General features: G+C 47.5%; 13 protein-coding genes. 2 read left to right on the top strand and 11 right to left on the bottom strand.

From position 1 onward, the window contains the following. Window positions 1-91 precede the first annotated feature (91 nt). Genes RQP52_RS32545 through RQP52_RS32520 form a run of 6 tightly spaced genes read right to left on the bottom strand, consistent with a single transcriptional unit; the run spans window position 92 to window position 9,684 of the window. Window positions 92-1,315 (bottom strand): phospholipase D-like domain-containing protein, encoded by a 1,224-nt coding sequence (locus RQP52_RS32545; RefSeq protein ID WP_315955685.1) that lies wholly within the window; start codon window positions 1,313-1,315, stop codon window positions 92-94. An 11-nt stretch (window positions 1,316-1,326) separates the two neighbouring features. Further along, window positions 1,327-3,027: a UvrD-helicase domain-containing protein gene (locus RQP52_RS32540; protein WP_315955684.1), complete on the bottom strand. Its 1,701-nt coding sequence runs from the start codon at window positions 3,025-3,027 to the stop codon at window positions 1,327-1,329. A gap of 1 nt (window position 3,028) precedes the next feature. After that, window positions 3,029-4,441 (bottom strand): ATP-dependent helicase, encoded by a 1,413-nt coding sequence (locus RQP52_RS32535; RefSeq protein WP_315955683.1) that lies wholly within the window; start codon window positions 4,439-4,441, stop codon window positions 3,029-3,031. 13 nt (window positions 4,442-4,454) lie between these two features. Next, entirely contained in the window at window positions 4,455-4,664 is a 210-nt protein-coding gene (locus RQP52_RS32530) for a hypothetical protein (RefSeq protein ID WP_315955682.1), read from the bottom strand. A gap of 3 nt (window positions 4,665-4,667) precedes the next feature. Continuing rightward, window positions 4,668-7,208: a hypothetical protein gene (locus tag RQP52_RS32525; protein WP_315955681.1), complete on the bottom strand. Its 2,541-nt coding sequence runs from the start codon at window positions 7,206-7,208 to the stop codon at window positions 4,668-4,670. Beyond that, window positions 7,201-9,684, bottom strand: coding sequence for a UvrD-helicase domain-containing protein (locus tag RQP52_RS32520; protein WP_315955680.1), 2,484 nt, complete (start codon window positions 9,682-9,684; stop codon window positions 7,201-7,203). The genes RQP52_RS32525 and RQP52_RS32520 overlap by 8 nt, the downstream gene beginning before the upstream one ends. Window positions 9,685-10,187: 503 nt before the next feature. On the opposite strand from RQP52_RS32520, the gene RQP52_RS32515 reads away from it, so the two are divergent. Continuing rightward, complete coding sequence (locus RQP52_RS32515) at window positions 10,188-11,363, top strand: tyrosine-type recombinase/integrase (protein ID WP_315955679.1); 1,176 nt, start codon at window positions 10,188-10,190, stop codon at window positions 11,361-11,363. Window positions 11,364-11,588: 225 nt separating this feature from the next. Here RQP52_RS32515 and rlmD read toward each other — a convergent pair whose 3' ends face one another. The 4 genes from rlmD to RQP52_RS32495 all read right to left on the bottom strand — a co-directional run bounded on the left by rlmD (window position 11,589) and on the right by RQP52_RS32495 (window position 15,416). Beyond that, the gene (rlmD, locus tag RQP52_RS32510) at window positions 11,589-13,154 is read right to left on the bottom strand and encodes a 23S rRNA (uracil(1939)-C(5))-methyltransferase RlmD (RefSeq protein ID WP_379174425.1); all 1,566 of its coding nucleotides are present in this window, start codon (window positions 13,152-13,154) and stop codon (window positions 11,589-11,591) included. A gap of 34 nt (window positions 13,155-13,188) precedes the next feature. Further along, complete coding sequence (locus RQP52_RS32505; RefSeq protein ID WP_315955677.1) at window positions 13,189-14,193, bottom strand: diacylglycerol kinase; 1,005 nt, start codon at window positions 14,191-14,193, stop codon at window positions 13,189-13,191. Window positions 14,194-14,210: 17 nt separating this feature from the next. Continuing rightward, window positions 14,211-14,978, bottom strand: coding sequence for a sirohydrochlorin chelatase (locus tag RQP52_RS32500; protein ID WP_315955676.1), 768 nt, complete (start codon window positions 14,976-14,978; stop codon window positions 14,211-14,213). A 147-nt stretch (window positions 14,979-15,125) separates the two neighbouring features. Continuing rightward, window positions 15,126-15,416, bottom strand: a complete 291-nt coding sequence (locus RQP52_RS32495; protein WP_079414635.1) for a YerC/YecD family TrpR-related protein — start codon at window positions 15,414-15,416, stop codon at window positions 15,126-15,128. Between the two features lie 235 nt (window positions 15,417-15,651). Between RQP52_RS32495 and RQP52_RS32490 the strand changes: the two genes are divergently transcribed. Then, a complete protein-coding gene (locus RQP52_RS32490; RefSeq protein WP_315955675.1) occupies window positions 15,652-16,326 on the top strand; it encodes an aminotransferase in 675 nt (224 codons plus the stop codon). A 265-nt stretch (window positions 16,327-16,591) separates the two neighbouring features. Here RQP52_RS32490 and RQP52_RS32485 read toward each other — a convergent pair whose 3' ends face one another. After that, window positions 16,592-22,006: an S-layer homology domain-containing protein gene (locus RQP52_RS32485; protein ID WP_315955674.1), complete on the bottom strand. Its 5,415-nt coding sequence runs from the start codon at window positions 22,004-22,006 to the stop codon at window positions 16,592-16,594. Window positions 22,007-22,022: the final 16 nt, after the last annotated feature.

Here is a 22,022-nt window from a genome sequence, read left to right as displayed (position 1 = left end):
AAACTACTTTTATTAAAAACGAGGGCTTCTCAATAATCTAACAATAAAGCTTCGTTCTTGTTTTTTCTATTTCTGTCAGGATTCTTGTACATTAAACTGACTTCGCATTGACCCAAAGTGTGTCAAAATGCTGCTCGTACTGTTCCGCAATTTGCGCATCATTAACCACTTGGAATGCATTCACTTCCGAGAATACCTGGTTCGGTACCGAAAACACCAGCCCATCTGCTTCATAGTGCATCTCTCGATCCCCATCCCAGGCAAATGGAGTGGACGTCAAATTCGCTGTCAAAACTATTACTGCATCATCCACGATCAGGAACTTATCATGGACAATCGGATGCCAATATCGCTGTTCCAGCGTTTGCAGACCATCCAAAAAGGTTTGAGCTTCCTTTGCGCGCCGGCCTAGTTCCTGTTGCGCAGCTGTGGTTTGCGTCAACACCCTTATTGGGATTCCTTTCTCCAACGCCACCATCCGTAAAGCCTCAGCGATACTAAGAACACCTGTGTTTCCAAACGGACTGTAATCATTCAAATGCTGGGCACAGACTATAATGCGCTTTTGCGACTGCAAAATGAAATTAATTATCCGCTTCCGGGCAAAATGGTTGCTGCCCGCGCCGCCATACCGGATCCAAGGGCCGGTAAACCAGGCATGTTGAGGTTCCAGCCAATCCACAACGCGGGACATCCGGTAATAGGCATCGAACTTGTTGTCGATGATAAACTGTTCGTAATCTTCTAAACGAAGTGAATTGAGAGTTAGTGAATCAAAATACTTCGAATAAGCCTCGGTCACATCGGGCTCGTCGGTAGCCACCAGCATGTTTTCACTATGCGACGGGTCGGCGAGTGCAAAATTGCTCGAAGTTAAGAAGCATTTGGACTTGCCGCCAGGAAATTGGGCGTATAAACATTTCGCATGCAAACTATAGACATCATTGCCCCGCTTAACTTGATTCAATTTCCACACGTACGTGTGTGGAAACAAGCGAAAGTCCACTTTGCCTGGATCACTATAAACCGTTTGAGCAAAATCCAGTTTCGAGCGTTCACTCCGATACCCTTGTACTTTAGTCGGACACGAGCTGTATCCCCCAAGGGGAATCGTTATGATCGTCACTGGAGTTCCGGAGGCTGCCAGCTGCTTAAAAAATGCATGGAGATGGGGGTTGTTATACAAGAAAAACGAAGCCCATACTCGCTCAGCCCCTGCGAGTTCGTTCATCAAATTCCTGAGCAAAGAAGGGGAACTGCCTCGGCTGTCCTTGGCATATGGCGCCCGCGGCACTTCAAAGTAGGCATTGTACATAGCAGTTTCTCCTATTTGGAAAACATCGTTTTGTTAAAACCAGAATTGTCATAATCCCGACTCTGGAAATCCCGAATAAACGGGGAAATCAGCGCTGGCCTATCTCCTACACATAGCAGTACCGTCTTTTCCCGGGCTCGGGAAAGTGCCACATAGAGCAACTTCTTTTCTTCATTCAAAACGCTATCAAGGTCTTGTTCATAGCCACTCGAGCTGGTCTCCCCGCCATGACGCTTGTCGATTTCAAGAATTTTGCTTTGAAGTGGATAGTGGTTCCGGTGAAAATGAACGACATACACATAGTCAAATTCCAGCCCTTTTATTGAATATGGATCAGTAAAAAAGATCGGAGGTTTTATTTGACCATAGTCAAACTTCTTCCCGTAACTGTCTACACCAATGAGATTAAATTCCCTTGCTAGGTTCAGTCGAAGGGTAGAATTATTAATCTTCCATATGTCATCGTCAAATCGGTGAATGACTGCCACACTCGCTTGCGGGTTGTCTTTTCGATGCTTATGGATCTCGTTTACAAGATAGTGGCATTGCCGATGCAAATCGATATATAATCGGATTTCTGGTTTAGGGCCTTCTCGGACAAAGCGAAGGTCATCCTCCCGGTCATTCTCTGTATCGATGAATTGAAGCGAGCGCGCCAGCTTCATATTTTGCTTGGTCGAACGGAAGTTTACCCGCAGCTTTTTGTTGCGCCTTCCCTCAACCTCAATTCCCAAAGATTTCAAAGAGTATGGTGACCGTCGATAAATTTGCTGCTTGTTGTCCCCTGTCATTGTAATGCTCTTTTTGAACAGCATGCTAAGCGCTAGCAGTTGCATCGGCTGAAGGTCCTGCATTTCATCTATGTAAATGTGGTCATATTTTAAATCTTCCGGAATGCGCCCGATATGTTGCAGAAGGAGCAGAGCATAATCTTCTGGGTCATAGTCTCCCGGCCATTGATCATTCCTAAACCGCTCATAGCCTTGAAACACTTCAAATACTGTTTTTCGCTGCTCAAGGGTCAGTCGGGGACTATTGCCACGCCCGGTGCGTTCGCACGCCAGATATTTCTCTTCCTCAATAAAACCATTGCCCTTCATCCAGAGAATTTCATCACGGATAAAACCTTCCATATGCGTCCGGTACAGCTGGCGTGACCGTGGCATGGCTTGGTAGGCTTTTGACTTCATGTATTTTGTCAAATACGCTTCAGAACGGCGGTACACATGATCCTCTTCACGAGCTGTACTTGCTGTCGTCGTCCGCAGTACTGGAAGACTCATCAGCTTTGCGTCCCGCAATACTTCACGTACCGTCTGGTGGAACGTCATAAGATGGACAGAGTGTTTTCCGTTCAGTTCCCGGTACAACGGGGACTGTTTGCACCGTTTTCGCGCGTCTTCAATCAAGGTTGTTCCGTACGTGACGTACAACAATCGTTGCGGACGGGATTCTTCCACCATGTCTTTAAACATGCGCCCTAACAGAGTAATGCTTTTGCCGCTACCGGCTGACCCGCTCACTAGCAAGTATTTGTCCCTTTGCTTGATGACCGCAAGTTGCTCTCGGCTTAAACTAATTGAATCGAATAAGTTACCTGTTTTTAAAAAACCGTTCCAGTATTGGCGGTTTTGGAGAGATTCTTCTTTTCGGTAATCCGGGTCTGTCCAAGCATCCGAGAGCTGGTTCCAAAAATAATGCTCAAGTGCCATCTTAGACTCCCACCCCTTTGTATTCATACAACGTGTCGTCCATTTCCTCAATAAACCGAGACCGTTTGCCTGAATAGGTCAAGGTGAGGGCAGTTTTAGCGCGTGTCATCGCAACATATAAAAGCCGCCTTTCGGTGGCGAGTACCTCGTCGTCCAAATCCTCTAACTGGTCATACAACGGCACCGTTTTTTCGCGCATACGGAACACATACACGGCATCAAACTCTAAGCCCTTTGCGGAATGGAGCGAAAGCAGCTTAGCCCCAGGTTGTGTCACGCTGCCTTTATCCTTTTCCACATATTCCGTAGGGACGCCCAGCAAAGGCAATTGGCGATGAAACCGGGCGAGCGATGCTTTTTTTCTGCACAAAATGCCGATTGTCCAATTCGGGTTGAGCCGATGCAACTCTTGTACAGCTTTGACAACAAACATTTCCTCTTCCTCATGACCGGTTAATTGAATCAGCATGGGAACAGGTCCCTGCCGTTCTGGTATAACCGGATAGACATACTCCTCATCCTTCTCCTTATATAGCGGGTCATGTTTCTGCAAACTGTAAGCAAGTGAAATAATTTGTTGAGTCGAGCGAAACGAATTTTGCAACACCTTCGTCCTGCCCCCGGTAATATTAATGCCTATCCCCCGCCAGGAAAACGACGTGTTGTAAATCTTTTGCCCTTGGTCCGCAGCAATGACTATTCGCTTGTTCGCGCACTTTCGCAATAACTTTAATTGAACTTCTTGTAAGTCTTGGGCTTCATCAATGAGAACGTTATCCAGCTTGGCGTAGGGGGACCACTTCGCAAAAGAAGCATCCAGCAAATTAGACAAATCGTCATAATCGATTTTTCCAGCACGCTGCAATTTTTCTTGGTAGCGTTCAAAGACCGCATACATAACCTCGCGGGCTTTACCGTCGACAAAAACCTTCGTCCCCCGCCCTACACGCGCAGCAGCCAGATACCCCTCCCGAGACAGCAAGCTTTTCCCTTTCATCCACTGGATCTCTTCAGCCAAAAAACCGAAATATTTTTCTTCCGCTACTAGCCGATGACGGGTGCTGCGAAATACCTCCGACATACTCTTTCGGAGCATTTCAACCTGCTCCTCATTCTGGACAATGCTTGTACGGACGCCCGCTCTCCTCAACATCCGAAACGCCCAGGCGTGGAACGTGTCCACATGAAGTCGCTGAGAACCAATTGTCGCTGCCAATTCACGAGTATATGCGGCGAGCGTCCCGACATACGTAAACAAGTACACTTGCTCATCTGGACAGGTCGTCAGTATTTTATGGGCTTTTTTCAGCAAGACGAGCGTCTTGCCGCTCCCTGCAATGCCTTTAATGAGCATCTCCTTGCCGTCAAAATCCACGGCTTCTTGTTGTTTGGGAGTTAAGATCGTTTCCTTCATGTCGAAATTCCCTTCAGTATTCATCTTCATCATCATCAGAATCGCCGAAAATTACATCAAAAGCGCTTGGTAGCGAGGCATCCGACTCCAGCTTCCGCGCTGCCTCGGCTAGCCTCTCCGCATGGACGGAAGCTGCAAGTGTAATGTGCTCTTGCATCTCGACATCCGCTTTTTTCGACCATTTCATGGCGATCGACTCGAATAAATGTATCGGCATGTCCATAAGCTATGCCCCTCCGCTGTCTACCGCATATTGCCCGTCCACGCAATCGTTCAAGTGGGGGCAAAAACGACACAACTTTGTCGGATGGGCATCTAGCTGCTGGCTGTCCTGATCCCTGATATGCTCCAATAAGAGTGTGCCGGGCTGCGAGTTCCGCATGGCTTCCCGGACAGGCTCCATTAAATCGGTATCAGTATCCTTGTCCGTATAATACTTGACCAGAAACTGGAATGCTTCCCGTCCCCGGACGTATGAACGATTCCCGACCTGGGAGTGGTTAACTTCAAACGTGCCCTTGTATTGCATCGCCCGTTCGGCCGCAGCCCTTTTACGGACTGAAGACCACTGCCGAAATAATTCCGACATTTGTTGGGTGACTTCTTCGTCCGTACTGTCCGACAATCGGTAGCCGGTCTGCAATAGTGCTTGGAATAAAAACTGCTGGTGAAAGTCCGAAGAAAAAGTTGCAAACGGCTGAGCTAGCAAACTGTAATAGAATCTGCGCGGGCACAGAACGGCTTCCGCAGCAGCATCTGTGGGATATCTCTTAAGTGCTTCCTCGGCAAGCGTAGCGTCGCCATGAATGGTTACAGGCGGACGACCTTCCTCGAGCTCAGCCATCGCTTGCCCAGGCTGGAAATCAAGGTCAAGCAGGGTGACATACATTGATTCCTCGTAGGTCAAATTGTCCATATTGCGGATCCATGAAACGTCTACATGCTCCGAGAACGCCAACACACTATAGAACAAATACCGGGCTATTTGCGGAGCAAATTGTTCTCGCATGAATAGCATCGACACTTCGTCTTGGCATACTGGCAATGTCCACAGCGTATCCCGAGTTAAAGGCCAAGGGAGCGGTGCGCTGTTATATGGCAAACTCTCCTCATCGATGCCACACAAATGGATGTGCGAACCAAGTAACGCCGCACCGTCAGCATCTTCGTACTGGCGTACCGGCTTCATCTCCGGTTCATTCCCATTTTCCAGAAAATCCCCCCCTAAATACAGGGATATTGCGTAAGACAAATCCTCTACGTAAAACTTCTCATCCGACACGAAATCTCGGCGAAGTCGGTCTAGTAGCTCTTGGGTGAGCTTTCTCTCCTCCTCATTCCAATCCCCCGAGCCCATACCTCCCGCAAGAATCTGTTCTAACTTTTCAAAATGTTGGCGAATCGAAACTTTTCGTGCGCCTGTAAACAGCACCTCGGCTTGTACGAACAGTGTTTCAATGAGGTTGGTAATCGCTCGAACATCTTTCGCAGACACTTGAAAATAACTGAATCGCAGCATTGGGTTCTCCGCGATCCTCTGGAACCGGTTTTCAGAATCCCCGAACGCCTCCACAGGTCCTTCTTGGATTTGCACAAGCATCTTGGCGCGCTTGCGCCAATTCTCAAGAGTTACGCATCCTTGGAAATACGGAAAAATCTCATGCAACTGCTTGATATATTGTCTCCCATTTCTACCCTCATGAATGAGCCAGCCCGATGCAAAGCACTCGAATAAGCTTTTTTCCGTTAGTTCCAACCTCGATTTCCGTTCATTCCACATCAGGTGCAAGTGGAACAAATATTGCCCGATAGGGTAAGACAAGAAATGACGCTGGTCAAAAGCTTCTGGCACATACTCCTTCAGCCTGTCATTTAGGCTCACTTCTTTTGGAGAAATATACAGCGCATCATGCTCCTTGTAGTGTGACAAAAAGTCCGAAAAGTCGAGAAAACCGTACAAGCCTGGTGGCCAAGCGGCAGGACCTGGAGCTACGGAACGCCCTTCAAACGACGAACTAAATCTGTCTCCATAGTGAAGTCCTGAACCAGGCTTTACGCTGAACTGCCACTCACCACGTGGAACCCATTTCCCTAGAAACGCCTCAACCGACGCAAACGTGTTCGGATAGTGTTCGTCATATAAATTCAAAAAGATAAGCTGAGTCCCAATCGCTTCGAACATCCGAAGTATGCGTTGCTGCAAAGGCGTGATAAAGTAGAATCCATGCAAGACAACCGCTGGCGGGAAGCCTTTCTCTTCTTTTTCTAAGTACTTGCCAAACGCCCTTTTAAAACGATCTGGATTTTGTAAGAAATCCCGAATCCGGGAAAAGTCCCCGTCTTCCGCTTCCATGCGGAGCCAGCAACGCTGAAACAACGTTTCTTCTAACGTCGTGGGCGAGACATCGTCTGGTTGGATTCCCATTTCCGTAAGCACCCGCATCGACAACAAAACGTTTTGTTGGTTATGGCGGAATGCATAACGAAGCCGTTCAGGAAAATTAGGAGTTGCCCCTTCTTCCCGAATAATGTTCGTCAACCTTGTAAATTGCGCCAACTTTGTTGCAGGTTGGGTCCAGCTACCAAGCAGCATATTAATAAAGGGACCAGCATTAACGAGCCATGTAAACGTGTCTTGGTATTTTTTGCGCATTCCGGCATGTAAACTATCTGTTGCGCATACATGCAATGCGGCAAGGTAGGGCTGAAGCGGCTGGCACTCATCCAATGTCAGCAAGTGGTTGTACGCGATCATCTGTCTAGGCATTGGCAAAATTCCTCCGTTTTGCAAGCAACATATACCAGTTATTGTATGTCTTTGCCCGATTGGCAATGATCCAAAGCCGGCTTTCTGCCCGAGTCATCGCTACATAAAGAAGGCGAGTCTCCTCTTTCTGGGTTTCTTCATCCTCGTTTCGCTCAAGTTCATTATGAGTCAGGCTGCCGTATGGATCTTCACCTTTACGGATAAACCAACCTGCCCGCCAATTCGTGCTCTCCTTTTCCAACAACAGCTCCTTCTGAGGGAAACGGAAAACCGGTTCAGTAAACGGTATAAGCACGGTATGAAATTCGAGCCCTTTCGATTTGTGGACCGTCATAATCTGGACACGGTTTGCTTGAGCCGCTTCTTCCAGTTCAGGCTCATCCTCGTCGCGGTTCACCGACATCTGCACCTGCAGCCACTGCTGCAAGGCATACAACGTCACAAATTCAGATGAAAATTGGCGATGAACTAATTCAAACAAATGATTAAGGTTTAGTTGGTACTGTAAAGCTCGAGCTTTTGCTTCCGCCCGATTATCTTGGTCCGGAAATTGTACGTCCAAGTGTTGAAGTTCCATATGGTAATACCTTTGAACCGGTCCCCTGTCTTCCACGATTCGTCGAAGCACGGAAAGGACAGGGGCAATTCTGAGCTCCTCCAGGTACACTTCCCATGGCGCATAGACTCGCTTACCATCTACTTCTACTTGTTTCAGAAATTCCAGCAACTTACCTTCATCCCCATCTAGAGGGGTTAGGACTGTCCAATCCAAGTGAACCGGTGAATATGAGGAGTTCAACATATTTAAGAGGGCAACCGGTAAATCAGGAAACAACAGCCCTTTCACGAGTGCATGAAAGTCTTGGACTGCTCGGCTTAAGTAAAACGTCCCCCCAATATTTAGTTGAACAGGAATCCCAGCTTTTTCGCACCATTGCCTAAGCTGAAGCGCTTGCTTGTTCGTGCGGACAAGCAAAGCAACTTTTTCAGTGTTTGAATCGTCAAGGCTCGTTTGTGCCTCCCGAATCTTTCGAACCGTGTAGGCTGCCTGCTCAGAACTATACCGCTCAAAACTAGGGTTAGCCATCCAATAGTGGTCCCGGACTGTTCCCGGTTTTACCCCGTGAAGGTGGTCTTTTGTGCCATACGGAAGCAGCTCCTCTTCCCCCCATTTCTCGAAATGGGCGTGCATTTCTTCCAGCAGAGCTACCGAGGAACGGTAATTCGTTGACAAGAAATAGTTTTTGATTCTCTCGCCCATTTTCAAAAGATATATGCGCAACAGGTCAAATGCCGTATATTTTGCTCCTCGGAACCGATAAATACTTTGTTTGATGTCCCCGACGACAAACAATTTCAGCCCATAAGCTTCCACTAGCCTGACGGCGAGCTTGATTTGAATGTCATCGGTATCCTGGAATTCGTCAATAAAGAGGTACCTAAGCCGGCTAGCGTTTTGGAACAATGCACCTTGCTGACCTGTAATGGCATTCAGTTGCCTGGTTAAGTCATTCAGTGAGATTGCATTGAGATCATACTTCAGCTGCTGCAAACTTGTTTCACATTTCGGGAAAATGGACGAAAACAAACCATGTAAGGCTTCGCTGGACTCTAATGCCCGCCCCCACTGCAGGTTAGTGATTTCTTCGGCATTGAGCCCCTTTTTCTCCATCTCCTCCCAATACTCATTAGCAATGTCTATGACCTCATAGATCATCATGCCGTTAAATTTGGACAAAACATTTTGGGGATCCCCCTGCATCTCCATCCAATGGTTTATTTGATCTTCAATAATTTGCTTCCGTTCCATTTTGAAACTTTTAATGCGGACATTCGATCCGAATCCTTCAATCGCCCCTAAATCTTTTATGAGCTTGCGAGCAAACGAATGGATCGTGCTGATCTGCATTTTGGGGAGCTCTTCGATGTATTGCAAGTATTTCAAGGCGCCCGTCGCTTCAAATCTCAAATAAAATGCCTCCCGCAATTTTTGAAACATGCGGTGGGAAGCTTCGCGCGTAAATGTAATCATTGCCATTTCCTTGAGCGGTACGCCCGTGACATGCAAGATATATAAGATGCGCTGGACCATAACTGTTGTTTTTCCGGTGCCAGCGCCTGCTTTGACATTGAGATGCATCTGCGGGGGCGCATGCTCGACCAAATATTGCTCAACGTTAAAGCGCTTGCCATTTAGTGGCGAAATATTCGCCAACTTTTCCAGCTGCCTGCGTTCCCCTAACGACTTGAAATGGCCATCCACGATATGCAGCATGCCGAATCTTGCCACTTCTACTGCTGTTAAAAGGTGGACATGCAACAGATTGGCTTTTTTATACGAATCTAGCGGCTCCAAGCCTTCTGTGGAATCTGTAAATAAGATGACTTTAATGCCCTCAGCCAAAAGGCATCGGACATCTCCCGGCACCTCCCCCTGAAGGGCTACTAGCAAAACCGAATGTTTCGGAGTATTCATGTTATCTTATCTCCCTTTTCCACACACCCCATCAAATTTTGTAGCACGTGGCAACTCTGCTTTGGGGTGCAAATTTCCATTCTAGTAATTTTGGACTATATTTTTATTGTAAGAGCGTAGATTCCAATGCAGCTATCTTTAATTCAAAGTTTTAGTTACCGCTAAGCCTGCATTATTTACGTTGTAAAAGCTCTTTATTACCTAATTATATTGATAGCTTTGTAGCAATGCAGCACTCAAATAGTTTGTGGAATTTATTTATAATTCGACAAGGAATACCAAATTCCCTTCCATGATGTGGTAAATAATAGTTCCAAGATACTATACTTTAAATTCCTCAAACGGCATCATACCAACCCCACAATGTTTGGCCTGGAATTTTTTTAGGCCTGACAACAAAAGAATTCCCTTCAGTGAACATGAATTAAATAGATAATTGGAGTATTCAACCTTTAATTATGGAAATAATTGTTACTAGTACATCTGTAGTGAGGTGATGAAGGGTGGCTAGTTTAGAAAAAAGGGGTAAAAACTCCTGGAGATTGACGGTTAGCATCGGAAGAGATGCGACGGGTAAATATATTCGTCATGGTAAAACGGTTCGCTGCCGCACTAAAAAAGAAGCTGAGCTCGAGCTTGCAAAGTTTGAAGTTGAGGTCCAAGCCGGCGCATATATTGCACCTGAAAAATTAACGTTAAACGCCTTCGTTGATGAATGGAAAGACAAGTATGCTATGCAAGAACTTGAACAAAAGACTTTATCGATATACCTTCGTATTCTAAAAAAGCGAATACTTCCGGAAATTGGACATTTACGCTTAGATCAAGTGAAACCATTACATATTGCATCTTTAATTAGCGAATTAGGCAAAGAAGGCAGCAGACAGGACGGGAAAAATGGAAAGCTCTCTTCCGGAACTATTCAATACGTGTATCGTGTTTTAAAAAATATCTTCTCAAGAGCTGTCGAGTGGCGGGTTATAAAAACAAATCCTGTTGCTGATGTGAAGTCGCCTAAGGTGGTGTATAAGGAAAGTGAAGTATACGATGAAGATGAAATTCAATTATTGTTCGAAGCGTTAGAATCGGAGGCCTATCATTGGCGCATGATGATCACTCTTGCCTTAACCACTGGTCTTCGCCGCGGCGAGTTGGTTGGGCTTGAGTGGAAAAATGTTGATTTGGAACATGGTACAATTTATGTAAAGCAGAGCATTTCAGATTTTATTAATGGAAATCCCCTTATCAAAGAACCGAAGACTAAGAAATCTACTCGTAAGATCAACCTTTCGGATGCTGTTTGGGAAGAACTGAAACAATATCATGAGTATTATTTGCATGAATGGGGTGAATTAGAGAAAACCCGGGATAATGATCATTTCTTTGTTTTCTTTAACCAATACGGCAGAGCATTTTATCCGGAGAGTCCTTACCTGTGGTTCCGCGGCTTTTTAAAGAAACATAATTTAAAATACATCAAATTTCATGATCTACGCCACACCTCTGCCACCTTACTTATTAACCAAGGTGTCCATGCAAAAATTATTTCTGAACGTCTGGGACATGCCAACATCACGACAACGATGAACATCTACGGCCATGTTTTATCGAAGGCGGATAAAGAAGCTGCAAATAAATTCGATCAGATCATTCCATTTAAAAAGCGTAAAGAAGCATAAGAACCCGAACGATTTCTGTATCAATCGTTCGGGTTCTTTTCTTAAGGACTATAACAGTTTCTTCAAAATGTGCCCTGCTTTACGCTCTTTTCGGGCGGTTTCCGCTGATTTTGGCTCATTTATGTTGAATTTTTACACCAACTTTGCACCAATGGCCAAAAAACCAGGAAAAATCACTACTGTACCACTAATTTCGTCTTGCTGTTCCATTAGAAAAACCCAGTATTAATAAGGCTTTTCAGCATCTGTTTCATTCCTCACAAGTAAAGCCACCGACTCCACATGTACCGTATGCGGAAACATATCCACCGGCGTCACCTCCGCGACGCTGTAGCCCCCATCAACCAGCACGCGCAAGTCGCGAGCCAGTGTCGATGCGCTGCACGACACATAAACGACGCGGCGCGGCTGCAGCTCTAGGATCGTCGCGAGCAGCGCCGCGTCGCAGCCCTTGCGGGGCGGGTCCACCACGATCACGTCGGGGCGAATGCCCTGACGTGTCCACTCGGGGAGGACCACTTCCGCAGGGCCCGCTTCGAAATGCACGTTCGTCATGCCGTTCAACTCGGCATTCTTCCGTGCATCCGCGATCGCTTCTTCGACGATCTCAACGCCGTAGACCTGTCCCGCGCGCTGCGCCAGGAACAGGGAGATCGTCCCGATGCCGCAATAGGCATCGACGACGACTTCATCGCCGGTCAATCCGGCGTACTCCAAAGCCTTCCCGTACAAGACTTCCGTCTGAACGGGGTTCACTTGAAAGAAGGATCGCGCGGAAATAGCAAATTTCACATCGCCGATATAGTCATAGATGACCTCGCTGCCCCACAGGACGCGAGTCTCATCCCCAAAAATAACATTCGTCTGTTTCACATTAATGTTATGGCAAATGCTCTTCACTGAAGGCAGCGCAGCCCTAATACCATCAATCCACTCGTCCACACGCGGAATCGTGCTGCCGTTGGTCACCAAAACGACCATGATCTCGCCCGTGCGGAAGCCGACTTTGACGACGACATGGCGCAGCAGTCCGGCATTCGTCTCTTCCCGATAAGCGGTAATACCAAGCCGCGCACCGATCTCTTTCACCCGAGCGACAACTTCGTCGTTCGCTTCGTGCTGGATCAGGCACTCCTCCATATCAATGATGCGATGGCTTCCCTGTGCATAAAATCCACCAATGAGGCCGCCGCGCTCTTCCCCAAAAGGAACCTGCGCCTTGTTCCGATACCGCCATGGCTCGGACATCCCCAGCGTGGGATGGACAACAATCCCTTCAGAGGTCTCCCCAGCCACATCCAGCTTCCCAATCCGCTGCAAATTATCCACAACCTGCTGACGCTTCACGCGTAGCTGCGCCTCATAGCTCAGGTGCTGCAGCTGACAGCCGCCGCACTCTTCATAAATGCTGCAAACCGGCATGACCCGCTCCGCACTCTCTTCCACCAATTGCAGCAGCCGCGCATACCCGTACTGCTTCTTCACATGCTCCACCCGCACCAGAGCACGCTCACCTGGCAGCGCACCAGCGACAAAAAGGGTAAAGCCGTTCACACGGCCCACCCCTTCCCCATCATGGCTGATCCCGATAATCTCAGCCTCGTATTGCTGCCCGATCTGCACCGGCAGATCCGCCATCCAGGCCGGCGCCACCTTGGGCGCAGAATTCTTTTCTTTTTGCCCCGTAGAATTCCCTGCTCTTCTTTCCCTAGAACGTTCTGCAGAACTCCCCGCTCTTCGATCCGCAGATCTCCCGTTGGACTTCGCAGCCCTTTTATCTTTTACACTCATAATACCCTCACTCTTGTTCTTCCATTATTTAGAACTACTCCCTAGGCTGATGCGGATGATGCCCATCATGCTCCTCATCACCATGCCGCTCCTTTAATTGAAACGGCGTCGTCAACGTCTCAATGAGCGTCTTCTTATAAATCGACTGACCCGACTCATCGACGATGATTTGGAGGTGACTTTTCAGGTTCGTCATGACGCACGGCAGCGTGCCGCCGAATTCGCCATCCAAGTTCAACTGGACGTAGTCCGGTGAATTAATTTCGATATGATTGGTCTGAAAATAAATCAGATTCGGGTCATTCAGATGCTCCCCGCGCAGCGCGAGTGTGACCACTCGGATAAACTCCGCAAGATTACACTTACGCAGTATCAAAACGTCAAACAATCCGTCATTCATTCGGGCTTCCGGAACAAGCTTCTCGAACCCGCCGACGGAGTTGGTGTTGCCGACAAGGAACATCATGACTTCATCGTGAAACTCGAGATCGCCAGCTTTGACGTACAGCTCGATAGGTTTAAGCCTAGGCAGTTTTTCGAGTCCCTTCATATAATAGGCCAACTGACCGATCATGGTTTTGAGTTTGCTTGGGACTTCGTACGTCAGCTCGGTCATCGAGCCTCCGCCGGCAATATTAATGAAGTAGCGGTTGTTGATTTTACCTACATCAATGTCGGTCGTGTACTGCTGGATGATCAGGTCGCATGCCTGCTCTAGATTCTTGGGAATACCGAGCGCGCGGGCAAAATCGTTGGTCGTCCCCAGCGGCAAAATGCCTAGCGGCGGCCGCCCCTCTTTCTCGGCCATACCGTTCACGACTTCGCACAGTGTGCCGTCTCCACCAGCGGCGATAATAAGATCAAAGCCACGGTTCACAGCTTCAGCCGCTGCCAGTGTGGCGTCCCCTTCACCGATTGTCGCGTGAGCGGATGTTTCAAAGCCTCCGCGCTCTAGGCGCTGAAGAACTTCTGGCAGGCGTTTCTTCATTTCTTCCCGGCCGGAAGTCGGGTTATAGATCAGTCTTGCTCTTTTGACCATTGTGTCTCATCACCTGTTCACCGTCTCGAATTTGCGGAAGCGATCTGCTTCTCCATCCATTTGGAAATTAGCGGACTTGGCAACAGCGCCCGTCCATTATATATATATGCAAATCCCTTCAATCTGGAAGGGATTACTTGTCTCGTGAAATAGCCCTCACTCAGAAAAAGCGGCGCCACAATAACAGCATGCCCAGGCTTCTTAACCGCCCAATCAGTCATCTTGGCATGCACTTGATCCGGCAACAGCATGGCAACATCCGCTTCGTCAAAGCCACCCAAAGCTTTCAACCGCTCTGCGAGCTGCTTTAAGCCTTGAAGCCACTTTTGATGAAAGCCCTCTTCTTGACTTCCGTGCCCAATCAGCAGAACGATCTCCTGCTTTGGCGCTTCGGACAGTTCCTTGATTTTGGCATACATAATCTCTGCTATAACAGGATCATCATCAATCGGGGATGTAAAATGAATTCGTGCCTTTATTTCAAAAGGCTCCATGTCCGTTTCCAACAGCGGCTCTTCGATGACGCCTAAAGCATAGCTGATTTCATCGATATGTGTACTCCCAGAAGACACGAACAGGGGAACGACGATGATATCCGTCACACCTTGCGCCTCTAAGCTGTATATACCGTCTTGAATCAACCTGCCCTCCACCAGTTCCAGATAGGAGGCATAGATCGGCATTCCTTCCGGCATATGAACCGCAGACACAGCTTCGTCGACCAGGTCAACCCAGCCTTTATCCCTAGATCCATGGCTTATGACCAGGACACCAACCTTACTCATTATGTTCTCCCCACCCGTTCTATCCATGGCTACAATCCTATGCTAACGAATGTGTTCCCACATGTCAATTGAGCTCTCCATAAACAGGAAAAATCCCGCATTACACTTGGTAATGCAGGATCTTGAATTCTTTTATGATACAAATATTTAACGGCCTAAACGATCTAATGTCAATACATAGCCGTCATTGCCATAATTCAAGCAGCGCTTAACTCTGGAGATGGTGGCTGTGGATGCGCCCGTTTCCGCTTCGATCTGATTGTACGTGCAGCCTTTGCGCAGCATGCGAGCTACCTCCAGACGCTGGGAAAGCGATTGAATCTCGTTCACGGTGCACAAGTCATCAAAAAAGACGTAGCACTCCTCTATATCCTTAAGGGTCAGTATGGCCTCAAAAAGTTGGTCTATAGCTTTATCATTTAATTTTTTTAATTGCATACGTTATCAACTCCTGGTAGAAATGCATGTTAGCTTATTATAGTAAGCTCCAGAGTATCATTCGACACGCCCGCTTTAAATCCTGCCTTTAGGATTGCGAAACGTTAAAATTTCTATGCGTTAATGAGCTGAATTGTGACAAATATCTAGGACCCGTGACATTCGTCCATACCAACGATAGGCAAGTGACATATCCTGTAGGAGACAAATCTGATAAAAAGGATCGTGAATCCCAGTGACTAACCCTAGACAAATCATTGGTAATGGCGGTAACCGTCCTGAAGTGCATACAAGAAGCCTCACCACTTTACCTCCGCAAATTGGTGATGATCGCGCATTCGGCCAGTATCCAGGCTTAGGCGGCGGCAATCCGTTCTCGGATTTCGCTCAAGGCGGAGGGCTCCCTACTCCTTTCCAAGGAGGCGGCGATTTCTTCGGCGGTAATGCCGGCGGTGGCGGTGGATTTTTTGGCGGCGGTGGTAACGCCGGTGGTGGTGGTGGCGGCTTCTTCGGAGGCGGCGGCGGAAATGCCGGTGCCACAGGAGGTGGCGGTGGCGGCAATTTCCTCAGCAACCTCTTCGGAGGGGGTGGCGGTGGCGCCGCAACTGGCGGAAGCTCCAACCCGCTGAGTGGTCTCAACATGAAGCAAATCTCCGGCTTCGTTGAGCGGATGGGCGGCATCGACGGCATCCTTGGCACAATGGGCAAGGTTCAGAAGTTCATGTCCAGCTTTCAGCAAATGGCCCCAATGGTGAAAACGATCTTTGGCGCTCTTGGCAAAGGCAAAGTCGCCTCAGGAGATTCGGTTGAAGTGTTCAGACCGAAACGCAAACGCCGTAAGAAATCCGGAACGGCTCGCAGACGCAAAGGCGGTTCCAAATCCGGAACAGCGAAGCGCAAACGCAGATAAACGGATGATAAGGGAACTCCATTCCCTTATTTAGGGTGAGCGTGGAGTTTCACTGGGCGAAGAGGAACTACAAGCTCTTATTTCGCCACCTTCGCCCAAAAACCTGCCCAGATCAGCTAATTAGCGGACCACAGTTCCCTCTCCCCCGCTAGTAGAGCTGTTTCGGGCAGAATAGCGCGCTGTAGTTCCCCTCCTTGCCCACTAGAGAGACTCTGTGACCAAAAAAAGGCTCCCCGTCTTTTCAGACGAAGGAGCCTTTTCATTTCTATTTCTTCAAGACTCTTAGAATAAGGGTAGATGCTTCCGCGCGCGTTGTTAATCCTTGCGGTTTCAGCGTACCATCCTCATAACCGTTCATGAACCCTTTGGAGGTTAACGTAGCTACAGCCGCTTGTGCCCAATCTGAAATCGCAGCATTATCGGTGAAGCTCGTATTCCCTGCCATCTTGTCCAAATGAGCGGCACGAACCATGATTTCCGCCATTTGCTCACGAGTAATGAAATCATCCGGACCAAAGGTTGTATCTGTGTACCCTGTGATAATGCCTTGTGCAGCAGCTGTGGCGATTGCGTTCTTCGCCCAGTGGTTCGCTGCATCCGTAAACTTATTGTTGCTGTCTTGATCGTTCAATTTCAGGTACTTCACAACGATTGAAACGAATTCAGCTCGCGTGATGCGGTTTTCCGGTTTAAATGTGCCATCTTCATAACCGTTAATGGAACCCGCTTTGACTAGTTCTAGAATGTTAGATTCTGCCCAGTGTCCTTTGATGTCTGTCAAATTAACGTTACCAGACTCAGGTTTTGTTTCTTGTTTCGGGTTAGAGATAACGGCAAATTTCGTAAAGTGGGTGACAGAACCGGTTACGGTACCTTTCACTTTATCAACGACAATGTTATCTAATTGAACCCAAGTTTTCGTTGTTTCATTAAACCAATACAAGCTTACGTCTGACTGATCTAGATTTACTTTGCTCTTATCAAAAGGCAATGTGATTTCGATAGCTTTACTAAAGCTGCCATCTTTATCTTTCTTAATTTCGAATACATCACCAATCAGCTTAGATGATGGGTCTACCGGCAGCGAAGCTGCATCGGATATTTTAGCCACCGTAATCTTAATGTCGCCTGGTATCGCACCACTTGGAATAACGATCTTAGCGCCTTCCAAAGTTACTGTACCACCATCCACTGGAATCGTTGCGCCCGAAGGAATCGCTGGCGCACTGCCTCCACCACTGTCGCTTGATTCTTCTTGATGACTAGTGTTGAATTTCCAAATATCGGACTGTCTCGATCCACCATATTGATCTTCGGCGAGAGCGTACCATTGATAGGTCATATTTAGAGTAAGGTTCGGCCAAACCACGGTTGCCGTCTGTCCACTCTTCACATTATCGACGCTTCCGATCGTTTTGTTCGTATACACGTTCACACCGATATAATCCGTAGCTACGCGTTTGGTTACAGCATCTAGATTCAAATTCAAGTCGAACTCGTCTTTCCCAGGATGTTCGTCCGGTTCATAGAAGTTGTAATCGTCCAAATGAGGCGAGTAAGTCTTCATGTGGATTTTGCCGTTTTTCAAATCAAATTGCATTAATCTCATATACCCAAGTCCGCCTTCAGGAGCGCCCTGGTAATCCGCCAACATTTGATACACATTACGGTCTGGGATGCCGTCGTTGTTATCGTCGATTGGATCGACTTTCAACTCAGCGTCGTGATAGTGACCGGATAGAGCGGCAATAACGTTCTTATTCGGCTTAATAACACGCTCGAATACTTTTTCCGCCATTGGTGCGCGGTTATTGGAGACGAGCATGAATTCGTGGAAGTTCAGAATCGCTTTGCGGTTCGGATACTTTTTCAACACTTCGTTGATCCAATCAATCTCTTTGTCTCCGTAACCCCAACCCATGTAAACGACGATAAAATCGTTACCGTTCGAGGAAACTAAGTCATAGTGACCGCGGTTGTTATCATACGATTCGCCGTAGGTCGGTTGGTTTTTGAACCGATCCTCACCAAACCACTTGTCGTAATAGCTGTAATCATTGTCTTGGTGGCCTACGTCATGGTTACCTGCAAGCACCCCGTATGGGATTCCTGCCGTCTCCAAAACCTTCATATCTTTGTCGGCTTCAATCCATTGGTACTCTTGGTCGGCATTATCGACGATGTCGCCAGTATGAATGACGTATTTGATTTTGTTGTCTTCTTTGTGATCGGAGATCCATTTCACCATTTTTTGATAGATATATGGATAGCTCTTGGAATAGTACTGCGTATCAGACATCCACACGAAGGAGAAATCATAGTCGGTACTAGGCGCTTGATCCTGTGCGATAGCAATCTCGTCCTGCACCATCACTTGAATTTTCCCGTTATTCGCATAATCGCCGGCTTGAACGTTCGCTTTCAGTTCAAAGTCTTCGCTTCCCGCGATAACGGTCTTAAGTTGACTCCATTCCAACTTGCTTGGGCTCCAAGCATACAAGGAAACTTTACGCCCTTCCAGGGACTTCCCTTTCCAATCAATAACGACTTCGTCTGTGCTTTGAATCGCAGGGTCTAACGCTACCTCAAAACGTTGGTAAGGAAACTTATCGTCAGACTGATCGTTGAGATAGTTGCCGTCAACACTGCTAATTTTACCGTAATCTTCAGGGGTCATAGCCGCTTCACTTGCAGGCTTTTCCTGCTTCGGAGGCTCTGTATCTGCAGCGCCGCGATAGCCGGTGAACGTTCCCTGTGTGCTTGCATCGTATTTGAAGCCTTGATTGAACGTAACTTTCAAGTCGTCGTTCATCGGATCGCTAACCTTCACACTAAGTGAAGCTGAGTTTTCCAAGCCAAATGCACCTTGACCCGGACCAACTTGTACAGGCATATCCGGTGCCTCGTTAGGCACTTCGAAATGAACGGTGACTTCCTTCACATTCCCAACTTTATCTGTAGCCTTCACGTTGAAAACATGCGCTCCACCCGGCAGTTGTGCGGATGAAGTAGCCATCGGCAATGTTATTGGTTGCTCGTCCAGCGTGGCCTCAACCTTGTCTACACCAGCCAATGCATCCGTTACATTCGCATCGATCGTGAAGCTTCCGCGGTACATTTTCCCTTCCTCAATGGAGGGCTGCACCACAGGAGCTGTGTTATCCACCTGAACATTGGAAGTAATCGTTCCATATGTGGTACTGCTTACTGTAACCTGATGATTGCCGTCACTCACAGAAGTCGTGTTCCAATCATAAGCTTTGGAAGCCAGCTGCGTGGACGGAATGACGAAGTTGAAATCAATCACTGGCGATAGACCGGAGGAATCCCCGATTTTGATCACCTTATTCGGATCGCTATATTTCGCGTCATACACAACCGTACCGTCTGCAAACACAAGACGAACGTTCTTCACTTCAAAATTATCTTTATTCTCTTCAGGACGATCATCAAACGGTGAAGCCTTGGAACCAGCACGAATCTGGAACGCATTGCTTCCTTCTTTGAGACGCTCGGCCTTTAATGGAATGGAAAGTGTTTTGTAGCTATTGATCGGATCTTGGAAAATCGAGAGAATTTCCTGCCCTTGGGTAATCCCGTTTTTGAAATAGTAGTTCACGCCCATGACTTCAAAAGCGAAGAAAGCATCATGCTCCACGGCATGATAAGTCGATTGTGTCAGTTCACTGCCGTCGATCGCTAGTTTCAGGCTGTCCGGGCTAACACCCTCGCCTGTCCCTTTCAACGCTTTCGTTTGCGAAACAACTTCGCCGTCTTTCACATTCAAGCGCAGGCTGGAATGGTCTGATCCGCCTTGAATTTGAACACGCTTCGTCTGTGTGACCGTTTCATTCGTGCCGTCGGACGCTGTGAAATAATAATCCAGGTAAGAGTTTCCGATAAGCTCTGGTGAATAAACCATATAGTGGTACAACGTATCCGCGAAGCTTTCTTTCAAGTACCTCTTGTTATATTGGGACTGTTTGTCCGTTTTATAGTAAAGAGCTACGGTTTTGAGCGATGTTTCGTCTTTAGCCTCTCCGATAATTTCTAGATCTAAGGCTTGATCGAGCGTGCTCTCTTTCGTCAAGTCTTTAAGTGTAGGCTTAAGAGTATCACGTGTAACCTTCACCGTCTGTGGTGGCACTTGATCCTGCGAGACAGCTCCTGGTGTAGCTGCAGCTGTGCCCGCACTGGATTTTATCATCGTGTTACCGGTCGCCGGGAATTTATACACGATTCCTTTATTGGCTTTGGCATCACCGTTAACATAGTAGGAAGCCGAAAGCTCGATGCCAGTATTTGTAGCAATCACGAGACCACGGTTAGAGCCGTTAGCCATCCCGTCGCTGTGCACGCGCACAAGATTAGTGCCTTCTACCAAGTTCGTTCCGTAGTTGGCATTAAAGTCAGCTGCGGTTGAATTCGCATTCTGGTTGTTGATGATCCAGAAGACGAGCGTCCCTTTTGAAGGAATGATCATATCTTCTTTGTCCGCAGGCCAAGGAACGTCCGCATCCGGACCTGAATCCGTGTAACGGTAGACGACTTTATAGTCTTTGAAGTTAACGGGTTGATCCGTATTGTTATAAACTTCAATGAACTCATAACCGTCCGCTGAGCCCACGTTCGTGGAATCCGGTACAACTTCGGTCACCATAAGCGGTGGAACTTTCGAGTAGTCTGTCTGGTCCATCGCAACCGCAACATTATATACGCTTGATCTCACCGTGCTGAAACCATCATCGGCTTGGATGTAGTATTTCATCTGGCTTTCAGTCAGACTCGCTTTGGGAATGACAACTTGGTACTGATTACTTCCCGTAACGGTCATCGGAACCGAATCATAACTCGTTTGTGATGCCATTTTATAATAAACAGCAGTAGTTACAGTTTCAGCTTGTTCAGCATTAGTGATTTGTGTTTGCAGCACCAAATCTTTTTTCTGATCCGCTTGTGTAACAGGTGTATGGATGATAACAGGAGCTTGTGAGAAAATCCGCGGAACAGACGGAACTTGCGTAGGATCTATCGTCCCTGGAGTCGCATTCAATACAGCTGAGCTATACATAACCATACTTTTCGAACCATTGGTAGGATAGCGATAGAAAATTCCTTTGTCTGGATCTGTTTGACTACCATCCTGATAGCTCGCAATGGAAATATCGCTGCCCGTTTTTTCCTGAATGACTAAATCCCTTGGAGAGGTATTATGCATCCCCCCGCCGCCTTCCACACGGTACAGGTTAACCCCCATTTCCAGGTTTGTTTGGAAGTTTGCATTGAAATCATTAACCGACAGCCCTTTGTTTTTCGCATTCATCACCCATAGAACGATGGAAGATTGCGCAGGGATCAGCATAGTGCCATTGGAATTCGGGTTCTGATACGGCGCCCAGACAGTATCTGCACCAGAGACCCGATAGACTAAATTGTACTGGTTAAAATCAATCACTTGATTCGAATTGTTATACACTTCAACGAACTCGTAAGCATCAGCACCGTCGATATTCGCTGTATCCGGAACAAGCTCCGTAATCATCAGCTTAGGCAATTTCGAATAGTCGACCGCGCTTATTTGCGTCTCATCCGCCTGTGCCGCCATAGGCGCGAGCATGCTGAACATCATACCAGCAACAGTCACACCGGATATCCATCGTTTGAAACTCTTTTTAACCAACTTGATAACGTCCCCT

Origin of the sequence: Paenibacillus violae (assembly GCF_032461945.1) — a bacterium.
In the GTDB taxonomy this organism is placed as follows: Bacteria; Bacillota; Bacilli; order Paenibacillales; family NBRC-103111; genus Paenibacillus_E; species Paenibacillus_E violae.
The sequence above is the reverse complement of the archived record's forward strand: the minus strand, read 5'-3'. Positions and strand labels throughout refer to the sequence as shown.

What these genes read in the sequence shown, in the direction of transcription:
- RQP52_RS32540 (WP_315955684.1), bottom strand. Translation starts at nt 3,027, where the DNA reads ATGGCACTTGAGCATTATTTTTGGAACCAGCTCTCGGATGCTTGGACA.
- RQP52_RS32495 (WP_079414635.1), bottom strand. Translation starts at nt 15,416, where the DNA reads ATGCAATTAAAAAAATTAAATGATAAAGCTATAGACCAACTTTTTGAG.
- RQP52_RS32530 (WP_315955682.1), bottom strand. Translation starts at nt 4,664, where the DNA reads ATGGACATGCCGATACATTTATTCGAGTCGATCGCCATGAAATGGTCG.
- rlmD (WP_379174425.1), bottom strand. Translation starts at nt 13,154, where the DNA reads ATGAGTGTAAAAGATAAAAGGGCTGCGAAGTCCAACGGGAGATCTGCG.
- RQP52_RS32505 (WP_315955677.1), bottom strand. Translation starts at nt 14,193, where the DNA reads ATGGTCAAAAGAGCAAGACTGATCTATAACCCGACTTCCGGCCGGGAA.
- RQP52_RS32535 (WP_315955683.1), bottom strand. Translation starts at nt 4,441, where the DNA reads ATGAAGGAAACGATCTTAACTCCCAAACAACAAGAAGCCGTGGATTTT.
- RQP52_RS32520 (WP_315955680.1), bottom strand. Translation starts at nt 9,684, where the DNA reads ATGAATACTCCGAAACATTCGGTTTTGCTAGTAGCCCTTCAGGGGGAG.
- RQP52_RS32545 (WP_315955685.1), bottom strand. Translation starts at nt 1,315, where the DNA reads ATGTACAATGCCTACTTTGAAGTGCCGCGGGCGCCATATGCCAAGGAC.
- RQP52_RS32525 (WP_315955681.1), bottom strand. Translation starts at nt 7,208, where the DNA reads ATGCCTAGACAGATGATCGCGTACAACCACTTGCTGACATTGGATGAG.
- RQP52_RS32500 (WP_315955676.1), bottom strand. Translation starts at nt 14,978, where the DNA reads ATGAGTAAGGTTGGTGTCCTGGTCATAAGCCATGGATCTAGGGATAAA.